The organism is Corynebacterium glyciniphilum AJ 3170 (genome assembly GCF_007673095.1).
GTDB lineage: Bacteria > Actinomycetota > Actinomycetes > Mycobacteriales > Mycobacteriaceae > Corynebacterium.
In genome coordinates this window covers 1-14,245 of sequence record NZ_VDYZ01000010.1, presented here as the reverse complement: position 1 = coordinate 14,245, position 14,245 = coordinate 1, and the positions used below count along the sequence as shown (strand labels likewise).

The window sequence follows — 14,245 nt, the reverse complement described above, 5'->3', positions numbered from 1 at the left end:
CACCATGATCGTCTCGCAGCCTCGCCGTCACAGCGGAGAAAAATATCCTGGGACAAATCCCTCCCCCTCACAGCGCTGCTCCCCCGCTGGAATACTGGCCACCATGAGCGGCGATACCAGGATGAGCGAACTCGGGACCTTCCTCAAGGCACGGCGCAGCGAACTGTCCCCGCGCCAGGCGGGTGTCGTGGAGACCCCGGGGCCACGTCGGGTGCCGGGGTTGCGGCGTGAAGAGGTCGCTGCGTTGGCCAATATCAGCACCGACTACTACACGCGGGTCGAGCAGGGACGCATCCGGGTGTCCGCACCGGTCCTGACCGTCCTGGCGGATGTCCTGCAGCTCGACGAGGACCAGCGGTCCTATCTCGTGAGCCTGTCGGGCAGGCAGGAGGTCCGGACACCCCGTCGTACCCGTCAGAAGGTCCAGCCGCAATTGCGGAGGCTGCTGGACGACCTCCGGACGACGCCCGCCATCGTCATGGGACGCAGAATGGACGTCCTCGCCTGGAACGGCCTGGCCGCCGCGATGATGCTCGATTTCTCCGGGATACCGGAATCCCGTCGGAACTACGTCCGGCTCCTCTTCACGGACCCGCGGATGCGCTCGTTGTACAAGGACTGGGAGACGGTGGCACGCACCGCCGTCGCCCAGCTACGCATGGAGGCGGCGAAGTATCCGGACGACGCCAGGCTGGCGAACCTGGTCGGAGAACTGTCCGTCGGCGACCCCCAGTTCGCCTCCTGGTGGGCGGCGCGTACGGTGGCGAGCCTGACAACGGGGACGAAGACCCTGGTCCACCCGGACGTCGGTGAACTCGTCCTGGACTGGGACACGCTGGTCAAGGCCGACGACTCAGAACAACAGCTCGTGATCTGGACCGCAGCGGAGGATTCCCCGACGCACCGGGCCCTGCAGCGGCTCAGTACATCGCAACAACACCGTTGACCACCAGCGTCACCGCACCGGCGAAAGCCAGCAGTGTGGCGAGTTTCCGGGTGCCCTCGCTGGAGATCCGGTCGTACAGCCGGTCCCCGAACCAGGCTCCGACGAAGATCGCCGCGACAGCGAGGATCCACAACCAGACGGGCAGACCACCGACGTCGACACCACCGAAGATGACGATCTTGAGTACGAAGGACAGCAGGTTCGCGACCACGATCACCGGGTGCAGGGTGGCCACGAAATCACGGTAGTCCCAGCCGGTCAACCGCGCGTACACGGTGAAGGCGGGCGCGGCGATGCCGGCGACGGTGCTCATGAACCCGCCCGCCGCTCCTGCCAGCACCATGGGCAGGACGGACCGTTCCGAGAGCCGGGCCTTCTCCGGCTGGAACAGCGTGACCCCGAGCGCGGCGAGCACCAGCACACCGACGGTGACCAGCAGCCAGGGGCCGTCGATCACCAGCACAACGAATACGGCCGGGAGTGATCCGAGCACCAGTCCTCCGGCGAGGAAGCTGAATCGCCGCCAGTCGGTCCTGGCCCGCACCGCCCAGGCGTTGTTCACCGCGTTGACGGTGGACAGTCCGTTGACGACGGTCACCCCGGCAGCCGGGCCGAGTGCGACAGACAGCACGGGGCCGGCGACGAGGCCGACACCCATGCCGGTGATGCGCTGGAGTACGGCTCCGACGAGGACGGCGAGTATCAGGACGATCGCGACGGTGGACACAGAGATCGAGCATAAACACCCTGGGCACGACGCGTTCCCGGCGGGCTCGCCGGAGGGCACCCCTGGTTCTGCAACCGCCCTGAGAAAGCCGCGGTCACTACGATATGCTCAGGGTGTACTAAGTGTTCTCCTGCACGTCCACCGCTGCGACAGAAAGAAGACGAATGCTCTACGACGTCCCGAAGCCCACCGAGGCCCTGCTGATCACGGGTGGCATGATCGCCCGCAAGCCCGACAACCCCTACCGCGTCGTCATCGGTGGCGGCGCCTGGTCCGTGCCTGTGCTGCACCGGGTGCAGCGTTTCCACATCGGTGCGAACACCGTGAACATCGCGGTGCGTGCCCAGTCGAAGCAGAACGTCGACGTGGACGTGGAGGCGTCGGTGGTGTTCTCCGTGACCGCGGACAAGAACAGCGTGGTCGAGGCCGCGAACCGTTTCCTGGGCGTCGATCAGGGACAGATCGTGTCCACCGCGCAAGACATCTTCTCCGGCGAGACCCGCGCCATGATCGGTCAGCTCACCGTGGAGGAGATGATCTCCGACCGCACGGCGCTGGCCAGCCAGGTGCTCTCCAACGCCGAGCCACGCATGCTGCGGTTCGGCTGGCAGATCGACAGCTTCCAGATCAACTCGATCAGCGACCCGAACGGCTACATCCAGGCACTGTCCGCCCCGGAACTGGCCCGCGTTCAGCGTGAGCGTGCTGTCGCCGAAGCCCAGCGTGACGCCGAGATCGCCGAGGAGCAGCAGAAGTCCGAGCGTCGCAAGTCCGACTTCCAGCGCGAGACGGACACCAAGGTCGCGGAGAACACCAAGGAGATCGCCGCCGCCAAGGCCGAGGCCAACGCCGCGGGCCCGCGTGCTGAGGCCGAGGCCCAGGAACAGGTCATCGCCGCGCAGGCTGCCCTGGCCCGTCGCCGTGCCGAGACTGACCGCGAGGTCGCCGAGGAGCAGGCCCGCCTGGCCGAGTCGCAGGCCGCGCTGCGTGAGCAGGAACTGGTCTCTGAGGTCATCAAGCCGGCGGAGGCCGAGGCAGAGCGCACCCGCATCAACGCCGAGGCGAAGGCTGCGGCCCTGCGGACCGAGGCTGCGGCAGTGGCGTCCAACAACGGCGTGATCCTGGACAAGCAGGTCGTCGATCAGCTCCCGGAGATCTTCTCGGCCATGGCGGAGGGTCTCACCGGCGCGAACCTCACCATGGTCGGCGAGGGTCAGGACCTGACCAAGCTGCTCGGCCAGTTCGCCGCGGTGATCCCGAACCTGCGGGAGACCGCTGCCGGGTCGCGTGGTGCGGAGGTCGCGGCCACCGAGTAGGTGCGCGTCGCGACGAGCTGTCGGGGTCGGTCCCGGCCAGAACTACCGGGACGTGACCGCGTAATTCAGGTGCCAGGATCGGTCCGACGAGCGGCTCTGCGCTGACCGATTCTGGCACCTGAGTCGCGCGGCACCGTCCTCTACGTGCCGCCACCCGCCGCCGGTGATCGCAGCGGGCGCAACGAGTCTGACGTGGCATGCACGCTGCCGCTCGGCCACCGTCACCTGCCGACCAACACATATCTCCGGATTCGCACTGTGCCCCCAGTCGGACTCGAACCGACACTGCGCGGATTTTAAGTCCGCTGCCTCTGCCAATTGGGCTATAGGGGCGCACGACCTGGGTCGTCTAGCTGTTGCGCTCGATGACCTCGGCCAGGATACCGTCCAGGATATCTTTCTCACTGACCGTGATCGACGTCAGCCCCTTGTCCAGGAAACGGGTGGCGAAGGCGTCGATCACGATCGCACCGCCACCGATCACGTCGGCACGTCCCGGGTGCATCGCCGGGTGCTCCCGACGCTGCTCCACCGTCTCCCCCAGCAGAGACCGGGCCGTGGACCGGAAGTCCGCCAGATCGATCTCGGACATGTGGGTCTTCTCCGGGTTGTACTCGGTCAGCCCCTTCTGGATTGCCGCCACGGTCGTCACGGTGCCCGCGACACCCACGACACGGGTGACGCTGTCGAGGTCCACGTTCTCCTCCACCGTCGCCATCAGCCCGTCGACGTAACCCCGGGCCTCGGCGATCTCCTCGTCGGTGGGCGGCACGGTGTGCAGGTAGCGTTCGGTGAGCCGCACGCAGCCCATGTCGGCGGAGCAGGCCTGCCCACTCCCCTCCCCGTAGGCGTCGACGACGAACTCGGTGGATCCTCCGCCCAGGTCGATCACGCAGATGTGACCGTCGGTCGGCTCCATGTCGGCGACCGCCCCGGCGAAGGACAGCTGCGCCTCCCGGATGCCGGTGACGACCTCCGCCTGCACTCCCGGGGCCACGCGGCCCAGGTGGCGGCGGGTGATGGCGAAGAAGTCCTCACGGTTCTCCGCGTCACGGGTGGCGGACGTGGCCCCCATCATCACGTCGGTGACACCGTTCATGATCATCCGGTCGGCGTAGATGCCCAGTGCCTCGTCGACGCGGTCGAGCGCGGCGTCGGCGAAACGTCCGGTGGCGTCCACACCCTGGCCGAGGCGGACGATGATGTTGTCGCGGTTGATCTCCCGCAGCGTCCCGTCCTCCAGGACCTCGCTGATCAGCAGGCGGATCGAGTTCGTTCCGCAGTCGATGGCGGCGTAGGTGCCGGTCACTGGTCCTCCTCGTCAGAACGGTCATAGGTCATTTCGTCGACGTGCTCGTCGAACGCCGCCTCGATGGACGTCCCGAGGTCCTCCGGGGTGGGCCAGTCGGCGGGGATGGCGGTGCCGGACAGCTTCGGGGTGTGTGCCGCCGCCAGCGCCACCGCCTCGGTACCCAGACGGACGCGTGAGGGTCCCTCGGCCAGCGCGTAGGCGATGAGCACATGCAGGCACTTCACCCGGTCCGGCATGCCGCCGCCGGAGAAGTCCGTGCCCAGCGACTCGATGGCGTTGCGTTCCGCCAGGTAGTGCTCGTGTGCGGCCTGGTAGTCGGCGGCCAGCTCAGCGTCCTCCCGCAGGCGGGCCTGCATCGTGCGCATCACCCCGGCCACCTCCAGGCGGGACGCCTCGGCGGTCAGCCGCGGATCGGTCAGGTAGTACAGCGTGGGGAACGGCGTGCCGTCCGGCAGACGTGGGGCGGTCTTGACCACGGCCGGCGCCCCGTCCGGGGTGCGGTAGGAGACCTCGATCGCACCACGGATCTTGCGTCCGAGCTGGCGGGACATGGTCTCGTAGTCGGCATCGCTCACGGTGCTGCCGGTGCTCTCAGTGCCGTCGGTCACTACTGTGCTCCCTGCTGTTGTTGCTGCTGCTGTTCCTGCAGTTCGCGCTGCAGGTCCGGGTCGCCCTCCTGGGCGGGTGCCTCCGGCTGGTCCGGGTCAATCGGGAGGTTACCGGATTCACCGTCGCGACCGTCGTCCTGCCCCGACCCGCCGTCTCCACCGGCCTCCCCCGCCTCGCCGTCCTCGTCGTCGGGGGTGGCGACGGAACCCCACAGTTGGGTGTACCAGGGGTCGGGTTCCGAATCATCGTGTTCCACGCCGGGGTCCGTCGGCGAACTGGTGTCGATACGCGGGTCCATCAGCCGGAAGGCGGATTCCCCCGGCTCCACGACCCCGAGGCGCGTCCGGGCCTGTTCCCGGACGTAGGCCTCGCTGTTGTACCGGTCGAGTTCGGCGTTGAGGTCGTCGCGTTCCGCCAGCTGCCGTTCGATGGTGGCGTTCACCTCGGCGATCTCGGCACGCTGCTGGAAGTAGTTGCGCAGCGGCGTCGCCACGGACAGTGCCACGAACGCCACCACCAGGATCACCGCGACGGTGACCAGCGGGTTCATCTTCTTCGGGAGTTCAACGAAGGAACGTGCCAGCTTGCGCGGCGCCTGACGCACCTCGCGCTGACGCCGGTCCCGCTTCTCCACCGACCGTGGTCGTGGCAGACCAGGACCGTCGGCCCGGGCGCTGTCGCGCTCGTCCGACGGTCTCGTGTCTTCCCGGTCCCTCCGGTCACGTGTACCCATGGGGACCGATTCTAGCCCGTTGCCCCGGGACTACTTCGCAGTGAACCGCGGGAAGGCGGACGCACCGGCGTAGACCGCGGCGCCTTCCAGGTAGCTCTCGATGCGCAGCAGCTGGTTGTACTTGGCGACACGCTCGGAGCGGGCCGGTGCACCGGTCTTGATCTGGCCGCAGTTCAGTGCGACGGCCAGGTCGGCGATGGTGGTGTCCTCGGTCTCACCGGAGCGGTGGGACATCATCGACTTGTAGCCGCTGTTGTGTGCCAGGGCGACGGCGTCGAAGGTCTCGGTGAGGGTACCGATCTGGTTGACTTTGACCAGCAGGGCGTTGGCGACGTCCTCGTCGATACCGCGGCGCAGGCGCTCCGGGTTGGTGACGAAGAGGTCGTCGCCGACGAGCTGGACCTTGTCGCCGATCTCGGCGGTGAGCCTGGCCCAGCCCTCCCAGTCGTCCTCGTGCAGCGGGTCCTCGATGGAGACCAGCGCGTACTCCTCGACGAGTTCGCCGTAGACCTTCGCCATCTCCTCGGCGGTGCGCTTGCCACCCTCGAAGTTGTAGTGGCCGTCCTCGTAGAACTCGGAGGCTGCGACGTCGAGCGCGAGGGCCACGTCGGTGCCGAGGGTGTAGCCGGCGGCGGAGATCGCCTCGTCGATGACGTCCAGCGCGGCACGGGTGGAGTCGACGGAGGGGGCGAAGCCACCCTCGTCACCCAGGCCAGTGGACAGTCCCTTGTCCTTCAGCACCTTCTTCAGGGAGTGGTAGACCTCTGCGCCGATGCGCAGGGCCTCGCTGAAGGTCTCCGCGCCGATCGGGGCGATCATGAACTCCTGGACGTCCACCCCGGAGTCGGCGTGGGCGCCGCCGTTGAGGATGTTCATCATCGGCACGGGCAGGACGTGGCCGTTGGGGCCGCCGATGTAACGGAAGAGCTGCAGGCCGGCGGAGTCTGCGGCGGCCTTGGCCACGGCCATGGAGACGCCGAGGATGGCGTTCGCGCCGAGGCGGGACTTGTTGGGCGTGCCGTCCAGTTCGATCATGGCCTGGTCCACCAGGCGCTGGTCGTCGGCCTCGATGCCTGCCAGGGCCTCGTCGATCTCACCGATGACGTTCTTGACGGCCTCGAGCACGCCCTTGCCGAGGTAGCGGTCGCCACCGTCACGCAGTTCGTGTGCCTCGTGCACACCGGTGGAGGCGCCGGAGGGCACGGCGGCCCGTCCGACGGAGCCGTCGTCCAGACCGACCTCGACCTCGACTGTCGGGTTACCACGGGAGTCCAGGATTTCGCGGGCGATGATCTGCATGATTTCGGCCATGTGGGTGTCAGCCTCCTCGGCTGGAGAAGTCGGTGGGATATCAGTCACCACCATACTGCCCTATCGGCACCGCGTCCGTCAGCCAGCCGGTCAGGCGGCCTGACCCAGTGCGTAGTTCGCCGCGGCGTCGCGCACCGAGATCATGTATTCCTCGGATCGGTTGTAACTGAACAGTGCCCGGCTCCATCCGTCGGCGGTGTCCAGGTCCCGGTCGTGCCCGCAGAGCAGGCGTCCGGCGGCGGCGGCCGCGTCCCCGATGTCGTGCGGGTCTCCCCCGGCCCCGTAGATCCCCCAGGATTCGGGGAGGAACTGCATCGGCCCGACGGCGCGGTCGTACTCGGGGTCACCGTCGAGTTCGCCGTTGTCGGTGTCCGGGATCTCCATGAACTCACCTGAGCCGTCCAACCGCGGACCGATGATGCGGCCGCCGTCCTCCCCCGCGCCGTAGGTGCCGTGGTGCGACTCGATGAAGCCGATACCCGCCAGCGTGTTCCACGCGATGTTGCAGGACGGGAACTCCGACGCGACGGTCTGGGCGCCATCGATGTAACCGGCGAGATGGTCCTCCGGCATCGAGAGTGACTCGGCGGTCGCGGCAAGGTCGTGCACGGTCGAGGCGCGTGCCGGGGGCACGTCCTCCGGCACCGGGACGCGCTCTTCCTCCGGTTCCTGCTCGTCGACGAGGAACACCCCGACGACGATGACGACGAGCAGGACGGTGGCGATCAGGCCGAGGAATCCACCGCACCCGGCACGGCCACTCGGACGGGTGCCTGCCGTCACCGGTCCTCCACGAGGCAGAGGATCGCCGACAGTGACGCGACGGAGAGCTGGACGTCACGCCCCTCCACCGTGACCACAGCCATGTCCGGATAGGGACGTTCACCGACGACGAGGTGGACTCCCGGCGCGATGCCGTTGTCCTGTAGGTAGCGCAGCAGCGCACCGTCGCGGTCGCTGATCCGGTCGACGAGGAGCCGCTGGCCCACCGTCGCCTCCGAGAGCGGCTCGGTGTCCGGGACGGCGATCTTCCCGTCTCCGTCGGGGATCGGGTCGCCGTGGGGGTCGCGGACGGGGTGGCCCATCGCCGCGTCGATGCGGGCGATGAAGGTGTCGGACACGGCGTGTTCGAGGACTTCGGCTTCGTCGTGGACCTCGTCGACGCCGTAGTCGAGTTCGCGCAGCAGGTAGGTCTCGATGAGCCGGTGGCGGCGGACCATCTGCAGTGCCAGCCGCCGGCCGTCCTCGCTGAGGGTGATGTCCCCGTAGGGCGCGTGGACGACGAGGCCCTCGGTGACGAGCCTTTTCACCGCCTCCGACGCGGTGGAGCGGCGCTGCCCCAGCTCATCGGCGAGGACGGAGAGGGACGCGCCGCTGCGGTCCCACTCCTGGAGATCGTAGATCTTCTTGAGGTAGTCCTGCGACCGGTCCGGCAGATCGGTGACATGCATGCCCGACAGCTTACCCCACCCGCCTTCGGCCCCCTCGATGAAGCGCGCGACGAGCCTCCCTGTCAGTTCGCGGACGGCACCACTTGTTCATTCGCTGAATGAGTGAAGTACAATTGGACGAACTTTGGTGTTCCACACGACGATAAAGAGGATGACATGCACTTTTCACGGAGAACAGTTGCCGTAACCGGCCTCGCGACCGCCGCAGGTCTCACACTCGCCGGATGCTCATCGGCATCCGACGGCCCCGGCGGTGACGGACTCACGGTCTACGCCACCACCGGCTACCTCGCCGACGCCGTGGCCAACATCGCACCTGACGCCGAGGTCACCACCATGGTCGGCCCCGGGGGTGACCCGCACACCTACCAGCCGTCCACCCAGGACATCGAGACGATCCAGAACTCCGATGCGGTCCTGTGGAACGGACTGCATCTCGAGGCACAGATGATCGACCAGCTCGAAAGCCTCGGTGACACCCAGCTTGCCGTCGGTGACCAGCTACCGGAGGATCTGCTGCTGGACTGGCCGGAGACCGACGACGAGGGCAACCCGCTGCATGACCCGCACGTCTGGAACAGCCCGGAGGCGTGGTCCCTGGTCGTCGGCTACGTCGCGGATCATCTCGGCGACATCGACCCGGACAACGCCGACGAGTACACCGCGAACGCCGAGGAGTACCAGCAGGAGATCGAGGATGCCGACGCCGAAGCCGAAGATCTTCTCGCCGATATCCCGGACCCCAGGATGCTGATCACCGGCCACGACGCATTCAACTACTTCGGCGACACCTACGATCTCGAGGTCCACGCCACCGACTACGTCTCCACCGAGGCTGCACTGAGCCCCGAGGAGATCAGCGGACTGGCTGACCTCATCGCCGACAACGAAGTACCCACCATCTTCCAGGACAACCAGGCCAACCCGCAGGCGATCACCAGCCTGCGTGAGGCGGTGAACGCACGAGGCTGGAATGTCGCGGTGTCGGATGAGGAACTCTACGCGGACTCGCTGGGCGCCGACGAAGACGTGGACACCTACCTCGAGGTGTTCCTGCACAACGCCCGCGCTGTCTCTGACGCCCTCGGAAGTTCCGCCGAATAGGAGGTTGTGTCGATGACCACCACAATGACCACCACAACTCGCGTCCCGGCCTGCCAGGCCGACAACCTCAGTGTCGCCTACCGCGCCGAACCCGTTCTGCGGCAGATCAACCTGAGTGTCCCCACCGGCGTGGTGATGGGGATCGTCGGACCGAACGGTGCCGGGAAGTCAACACTCATCAAGGCGATGCTCGGCCTGGTGAAACCTCTCACCGGTACCAGCAGGTTCTTCGGCCGTCCACTGGCCCGAGTGCGTCAGAGTGTCGGCTACATGCCCCAGTCGGCCAGCGTGGACTGGGATTTTCCGACCACCGTGCGGGATGTCGTCACGATGGGGACCTACGGCCAACTCGGCTGGCTACGGCGCCCCGGACGGGACGAACGGTCACGCGCGGATGCGGCTCTGGAGCAGACGGGTATACCCCATCTGGCCGGCCGCCAGATCGGCGAGCTCTCCGGAGGGCAGCGACAGCGGGTTTTCCTCGCACGTGCCCTGGTCCAGGAACCGGACCTGTATTTCATGGATGAGCCGTTCCAGGGAATTGACGCGAAGAGCCAGCAGGCCATCGTCAACGTCCTGCACACACTCCGCGAGCAGGGCAAGACAGTGGTGATCGTGCACCACGACCTGGCCACCGTCAAGGACTACTGCGACCACGTCACGCTCCTGAACCGTCGTATCGTCGCCACCGGCCCGGTGGACGAGGCATATACGGTCGAGAACATCCGGACGGCCTACGAGGTCACCGGCGACGGCCCGGACAGCGACGCATTCCTGGGGTTCACTGCATGAGCCTGGAAAATCTCATAGGTCCGGCGGACTTCCTCTCGAACCACACCTACCGGATGGTCTTCCTCGGCACGATGGCGATCGGTCTGGTCGCCGGCGCGCTGGGATCCTTCGCGTATCTGCGCAAACAGTCTCTGATCAGTGACGTCATCTCGCATGCTGCGCTTCCCGGGACGTTGCTGGCGTTCCTCGTCTCGGTGGTCATTCTCGGCACGGACGGCCGCAACATGATCGCCCTGATCATCGGTGCCGTGATCATCGGGACGATAGCTGTGCTGCTCGCCAACGGCATCTCGCGCGCGACCAAGATCCGCATCGACACCGCCATGGCGATCTCATTGACCGTCTTCTTCGGAGCGGGAATGCTCCTGATGCGCATCATCTCCGACGGGACCTACCCCGGTAAGGGCGGTATCCAGGACTACCTGTTCGGTAATGCCTCGGTCATCACCAGAGCTGACTTGATCACCAGCATCGTCGTGGGCGCCGTGGCCCTCATTCTCACCGCGGTGTTCTGGAAGGAGTTCGCGCTGCGGACATTCGACCCGCAGCATTCGACGGTCCTCGGCTTCCGCGCCGGGGTCATCGACACCCTCATGTTCACCACGATCGTGATCGCCACGGTCATCGGTGTGAAGGCGGTGGGTCTGGTGCTCATGGTGGCCTTCGTGGTCACGCCCCCGGCAGCCGCACGACAGTGGACCCGGCGGCTACCCAGTATGGTCGTGCTCTCGGCGCTGATCGGCGCAACAGGAAGCGGCCTGGGCGCCTACCTGTCGATCGCTTTGGGTGGGGTCCCTACCGGTCCGCTGATCGTGTTGACGCTGTTCGGTATTTTCGTGCTGTCCCTGCTGTTGTCACCCCGTCGCAGCATCGTCACCCACATGGTGTCCCGGTACCGGGCGCGTAGGGACCTGAAGAGGGAACTGGAGGTGGCACCGTGACTTTCGTCGTCGGCACCGCACTACTGGCGGTGGTTACAGCGCTCGCCTGCGCATTGCCCGGAGTGTTCGTGGTCCTTCGCAGGAACTCCATGCTCGTCGACGGCATCGGGCACGCCGTACTTCCCGGCATCGTCGTGGGGTATTTCTTCACCCACGACATGGATTCCCCCGTGCTGATCATCGGTGCGGCACTGGCCGGGCTCATTGTGGTCCTCGGCAGCGAGTGGCTGTCGCAGACCGGACTGCTCACCGGGGACTCCCCCCAGGGGCTCGTCTTTCCCGCACTGTTCAGCGTCGGCGTGATCATGGTCACGATGAACTTCGCGAACGTGCATCTCGATACTCACGCCGTGCTGGTCGGGGACCTCAACCTGGCCGCTTTCGAGCATCTGACGGTCAACGGTACGTCCATCGGCCCCCGGTACCTTTACGTGATGCTCGTGGTACTGGCCGTCAACATCGCGTTCCTGGCAGTGTTCTATACCCGGCTGAAGGTCACGACGTTCGACCCTCAGTTCGCCACCAGCCTCGGTATGCGTACCCGGTTGTTGAACACCACGTTCATGTTCCTGGTCTCGGTGACGGTCACTGCGGCATTCAACGCCACAGGGGCCATTCTCGTGGTGGCCCTGATGATCGTTCCCCCCGCCACCGCATACCTGGTGAGTTCGCGTCTCCCGATGATGCTGGCGTTGACTGCAGTCATCGCCGTGAGTGGAGCCCTCGCGGGATTCTGGACCGCATACACACTGGACACCCCGACGAGCGCCGGCATGGCCGTGTTCTACGGGATCGTATTCCTCGTCGTTCTGGCCGGTTCACGGGCATCCCGTTCGGTACGGCAACGGGCAGGACGCGACACCAGTACATCCGACACACCCAACGCGACTATCGCTGCCTGAGGGTCGGCGCTCCGTCACAGTGGGGTCGTGCGCGGGGATGAGATGATGACCAGATGATCATCCTCCCCGGTGCCCGCCAGTGAAGCAACCGCAGTGCCTGTACAGCGGCGGGCCGTACACCGAGACGGTGGCCTACTGAAGCTCAGAAACTGCGTCCGTCATCCTCTGGTGAGCCTCGGCGACCCGTTTCGGGATGCGATCGAAAGTCTTCATGTGTTCCGTCCGAGCCTGCATCTCCTGGCCCCACCGGACTGCATCGACACTGAGTAGCTGTGCAAGGTCACCGACGCCGAGATCTGCAGATTCCAGTCCCCGGAGATCCAGTTCCTCTGCGACCGGTAATGTGCCTACGGGCGTCTCTGTTCCGCGGACGTTTCCTTCCCTGTACTCCAGGATCCACAGCAGGACCCGGAGATTCTCCCGGAACCCCGGCCACAGGTAGTGCCCGTCCTGTGGGTCGCGCTGGAACCAGTTCACGTGCGCGATCGTCGGCGGATCAGAGAGCTTGTCGAAGATCTCGAGCCAATGCTTCAGGTAGTCCCCTTCACCGTACGACATGAACGGTCTCATCGACATCGGGTCGTACCGGAGTCGACCCTCCACACCTTCTGCAGCGAACGTCGCTTCGGCGCCGAGGGTGAACCCGTCGTAGACGCCGTCGGCCACGCCGCCGATCACACGGGCAAGTGGTTCACGATCCCGGGTGCGTCCGCCGAAGATGATCACGTCGACGGGGACACCGGCCGGATCGTCAGCATCATCGGCGACTGTCGGGACGTTCGACAGACGACTCGTGAAACGGCTGTTCGGATGTGCCCACGGTTTGTTCTCGTCGCTGGGACCCCGGTCGTCGATCAGCACGCCTGTCCAGTCTCTCCATCCGGTGGTGTCGTCAGGCGGCCCGGGCGTCCGACCTTCCCACCACACTTCACCGGTATCATCGTTGAATGCGACATTAGTGAAGATTGTCCCGCTTCCGGGTGCGAGGGCATCCATGGCGGCCGGATTGGTTCGGTGATTGGTGTCGCGTGCAACCCCGAAAACTCCGTTCTCCGGGTTCATCGCGTAGAGACGCCCGTCCTCACCTGCCCACATCCAGGCAATGTCATCGCCGTAGAAACTCACCCGGTACCGGTCACCGAGAGCGTCCGGCGGAAGAGTCATCGCGAGGTTCGTCTTCCCCGAGGCGCTCGGGAATCCTCCGGCAACATGCCAGGTTCTCCCCGTTTCAGTGTCCGTGATCCCCATCAGCATGAACTGTTCGGCAAGGAACTCCCCTGACTTTCTTCCGTCATAGGAAGCCAGTCTCAGCCCGTGAGCGATTTTTCCCAGAAGGGCATTTCCACCGTATGCAGAGCCGTAGTGCAGGATCATGCGCTCATCGGCGACGGTGGCGAACATTCGGCGGTCCCCGTCGGTGCCCTGCCCCATCGTATCGAGGTCCCCTGTCACGTGGACTCCCCGCACGAAGAATCCGGCCACGTCGGCGACGTAGTCGATACCGACCCGTGCCATACGCAACATCTGGAGAACAACTGTCCGGTCATCCGTCAGTTCGACACCCACCGCGTACCGCGCAAGTGGGCTGCCGGGTACCGCCATCAGATACGGGACCACGTACATGGTCTTCCCTTTTGACTGGCCGGCCATGCGTGTGACGATCTCACTCTTCACGTCATCGGCGAGTCTCCAGTTGTTGTAGGCCCCGCGGTCGTCGGGATCGGACGTGGCGACGATGGTGCGTTCTTCTGAACGGGCCGTGTCCTTGACGTGGGAGCGCGAATAGTAGCAGTTGTCGCCGACCCTCTGCAGTTCTCCGGCAGCGAGGGCCTCACCGATGAGACGCGCGTCGTCATGGGTGTCTATGACCTCAATGCGGTCAGGCTCCGTAATCCCCGCCCATTCGCGAATGAAGTCGAGGACTGCTGGGTTATTGATTCTCGGACCGGTGATATTCATGTGTATCTTCTCTCTTGTCTGTCTCGCGGTGATGAGGTTCGTGCTTCAGAGCATGCAGCTCACGCAGCCTTCGACCTCGGTACCCGCCATGGCCGTCTGACGCAGCCGGATGTAGTACAACGTCTTGATGCCCTTACGCCAG

The 14,245-nt window shown here is 65.7% G+C and carries 14 protein-coding genes and 1 tRNA gene; 6 read left to right on the top strand and 9 right to left on the bottom strand.

Features of this window, described 5'->3' with window-relative positions; translation table 11 throughout:
- Positions 1-103 precede the first annotated feature (103 nt).
- On the top strand, positions 104-946 hold the full coding sequence (locus FS507_RS10605) for a helix-turn-helix domain-containing protein (protein WP_145942760.1): 843 nt from the start codon (positions 104-106) through the stop codon (positions 944-946).
- On the opposite strand, the gene FS507_RS10600 is transcribed toward FS507_RS10605, so the two are convergent.
- The gene (locus tag FS507_RS10600; RefSeq protein WP_186314658.1) at positions 921-1,679 is read right to left on the bottom strand and encodes a sulfite exporter TauE/SafE family protein; all 759 of its coding nucleotides are present in this window, start codon (positions 1,677-1,679) and stop codon (positions 921-923) included. The genes FS507_RS10605 and FS507_RS10600 overlap by 26 nt on opposite strands.
- A 158-nt stretch (positions 1,680-1,837) precedes the next feature.
- Between FS507_RS10600 and FS507_RS10595 the strand changes: the two genes are divergently transcribed.
- Positions 1,838-2,989: an SPFH domain-containing protein gene (locus FS507_RS10595; RefSeq protein ID WP_145942758.1), complete on the top strand. Its 1,152-nt coding sequence runs from the start codon at positions 1,838-1,840 to the stop codon at positions 2,987-2,989.
- 259 nt (positions 2,990-3,248) lie between these two features.
- Here FS507_RS10595 and FS507_RS10590 read toward each other — a convergent pair.
- The 7 genes from FS507_RS10590 to FS507_RS10560 all read right to left on the bottom strand — a co-directional run bounded on the left by FS507_RS10590 (position 3,249) and on the right by FS507_RS10560 (position 8,405).
- Positions 3,249-3,322, bottom strand: a tRNA-Leu gene (locus FS507_RS10590).
- Positions 3,323-3,338: 16 nt separating this feature from the next.
- Positions 3,339-4,298 (bottom strand): Ppx/GppA phosphatase family protein, encoded by a 960-nt coding sequence (locus FS507_RS10585; protein ID WP_145942757.1) that lies wholly within the window; start codon positions 4,296-4,298, stop codon positions 3,339-3,341.
- Positions 4,295-4,852, bottom strand: a complete 558-nt coding sequence (locus tag FS507_RS10580; protein WP_075811645.1) for a DUF501 domain-containing protein — start codon at positions 4,850-4,852, stop codon at positions 4,295-4,297. Before FS507_RS10580 ends, FS507_RS10585 begins: the two co-directional genes overlap by 4 nt.
- Positions 4,853-4,908: 56 nt before the next feature.
- Positions 4,909-5,643, bottom strand: a complete 735-nt coding sequence (locus FS507_RS10575) for an FtsB family cell division protein (protein ID WP_145942756.1) — start codon at positions 5,641-5,643, stop codon at positions 4,909-4,911.
- Between the two features lie 30 nt (positions 5,644-5,673).
- Entirely contained in the window at positions 5,674-6,954 is a 1,281-nt protein-coding gene (gene eno / locus FS507_RS10570; RefSeq protein ID WP_145942755.1) for a phosphopyruvate hydratase, read from the bottom strand.
- 90 nt (positions 6,955-7,044) lie between these two features.
- A complete protein-coding gene (locus FS507_RS10565) occupies positions 7,045-7,737 on the bottom strand; it encodes a hypothetical protein (protein WP_260853320.1) in 693 nt (230 codons plus the stop codon).
- The gene (locus FS507_RS10560; RefSeq protein WP_145942754.1) at positions 7,734-8,405 is read right to left on the bottom strand and encodes a metal-dependent transcriptional regulator; all 672 of its coding nucleotides are present in this window, start codon (positions 8,403-8,405) and stop codon (positions 7,734-7,736) included. The genes FS507_RS10565 and FS507_RS10560 overlap by 4 nt, the downstream gene beginning before the upstream one ends.
- 156 nt (positions 8,406-8,561) lie before the next feature.
- Between FS507_RS10560 and FS507_RS10555 the strand changes: the two genes are divergently transcribed.
- The 4 genes from FS507_RS10555 to FS507_RS10540 are packed head-to-tail and all read left to right on the top strand — an operon-like array spanning position 8,562 to position 12,144.
- Positions 8,562-9,509 (top strand): metal ABC transporter substrate-binding protein, encoded by a 948-nt coding sequence (locus FS507_RS10555; protein ID WP_145942753.1) that lies wholly within the window; start codon positions 8,562-8,564, stop codon positions 9,507-9,509.
- A gap of 24 nt (positions 9,510-9,533) precedes the next feature.
- Positions 9,534-10,301: a metal ABC transporter ATP-binding protein gene (locus tag FS507_RS10550; protein ID WP_145942909.1), complete on the top strand. Its 768-nt coding sequence runs from the start codon at positions 9,534-9,536 to the stop codon at positions 10,299-10,301.
- The gene (locus FS507_RS10545) at positions 10,298-11,242 is read left to right on the top strand and encodes a metal ABC transporter permease (protein WP_260853319.1); all 945 of its coding nucleotides are present in this window, start codon (positions 10,298-10,300) and stop codon (positions 11,240-11,242) included. Before FS507_RS10550 ends, FS507_RS10545 begins: the two co-directional genes overlap by 4 nt.
- On the top strand, positions 11,239-12,144 hold the full coding sequence (locus FS507_RS10540; RefSeq protein ID WP_145942752.1) for a metal ABC transporter permease: 906 nt from the start codon (positions 11,239-11,241) through the stop codon (positions 12,142-12,144). Before FS507_RS10545 ends, FS507_RS10540 begins: the two co-directional genes overlap by 4 nt.
- Positions 12,145-12,276: 132 nt before the next feature.
- Here FS507_RS10540 and FS507_RS10535 read toward each other — a convergent pair whose 3' ends face one another.
- The gene (locus FS507_RS10535; protein WP_145942751.1) at positions 12,277-14,103 is read right to left on the bottom strand and encodes a phosphoenolpyruvate carboxykinase (GTP); all 1,827 of its coding nucleotides are present in this window, start codon (positions 14,101-14,103) and stop codon (positions 12,277-12,279) included.
- Between the last annotated feature and the right edge of the window lie 142 nt (positions 14,104-14,245).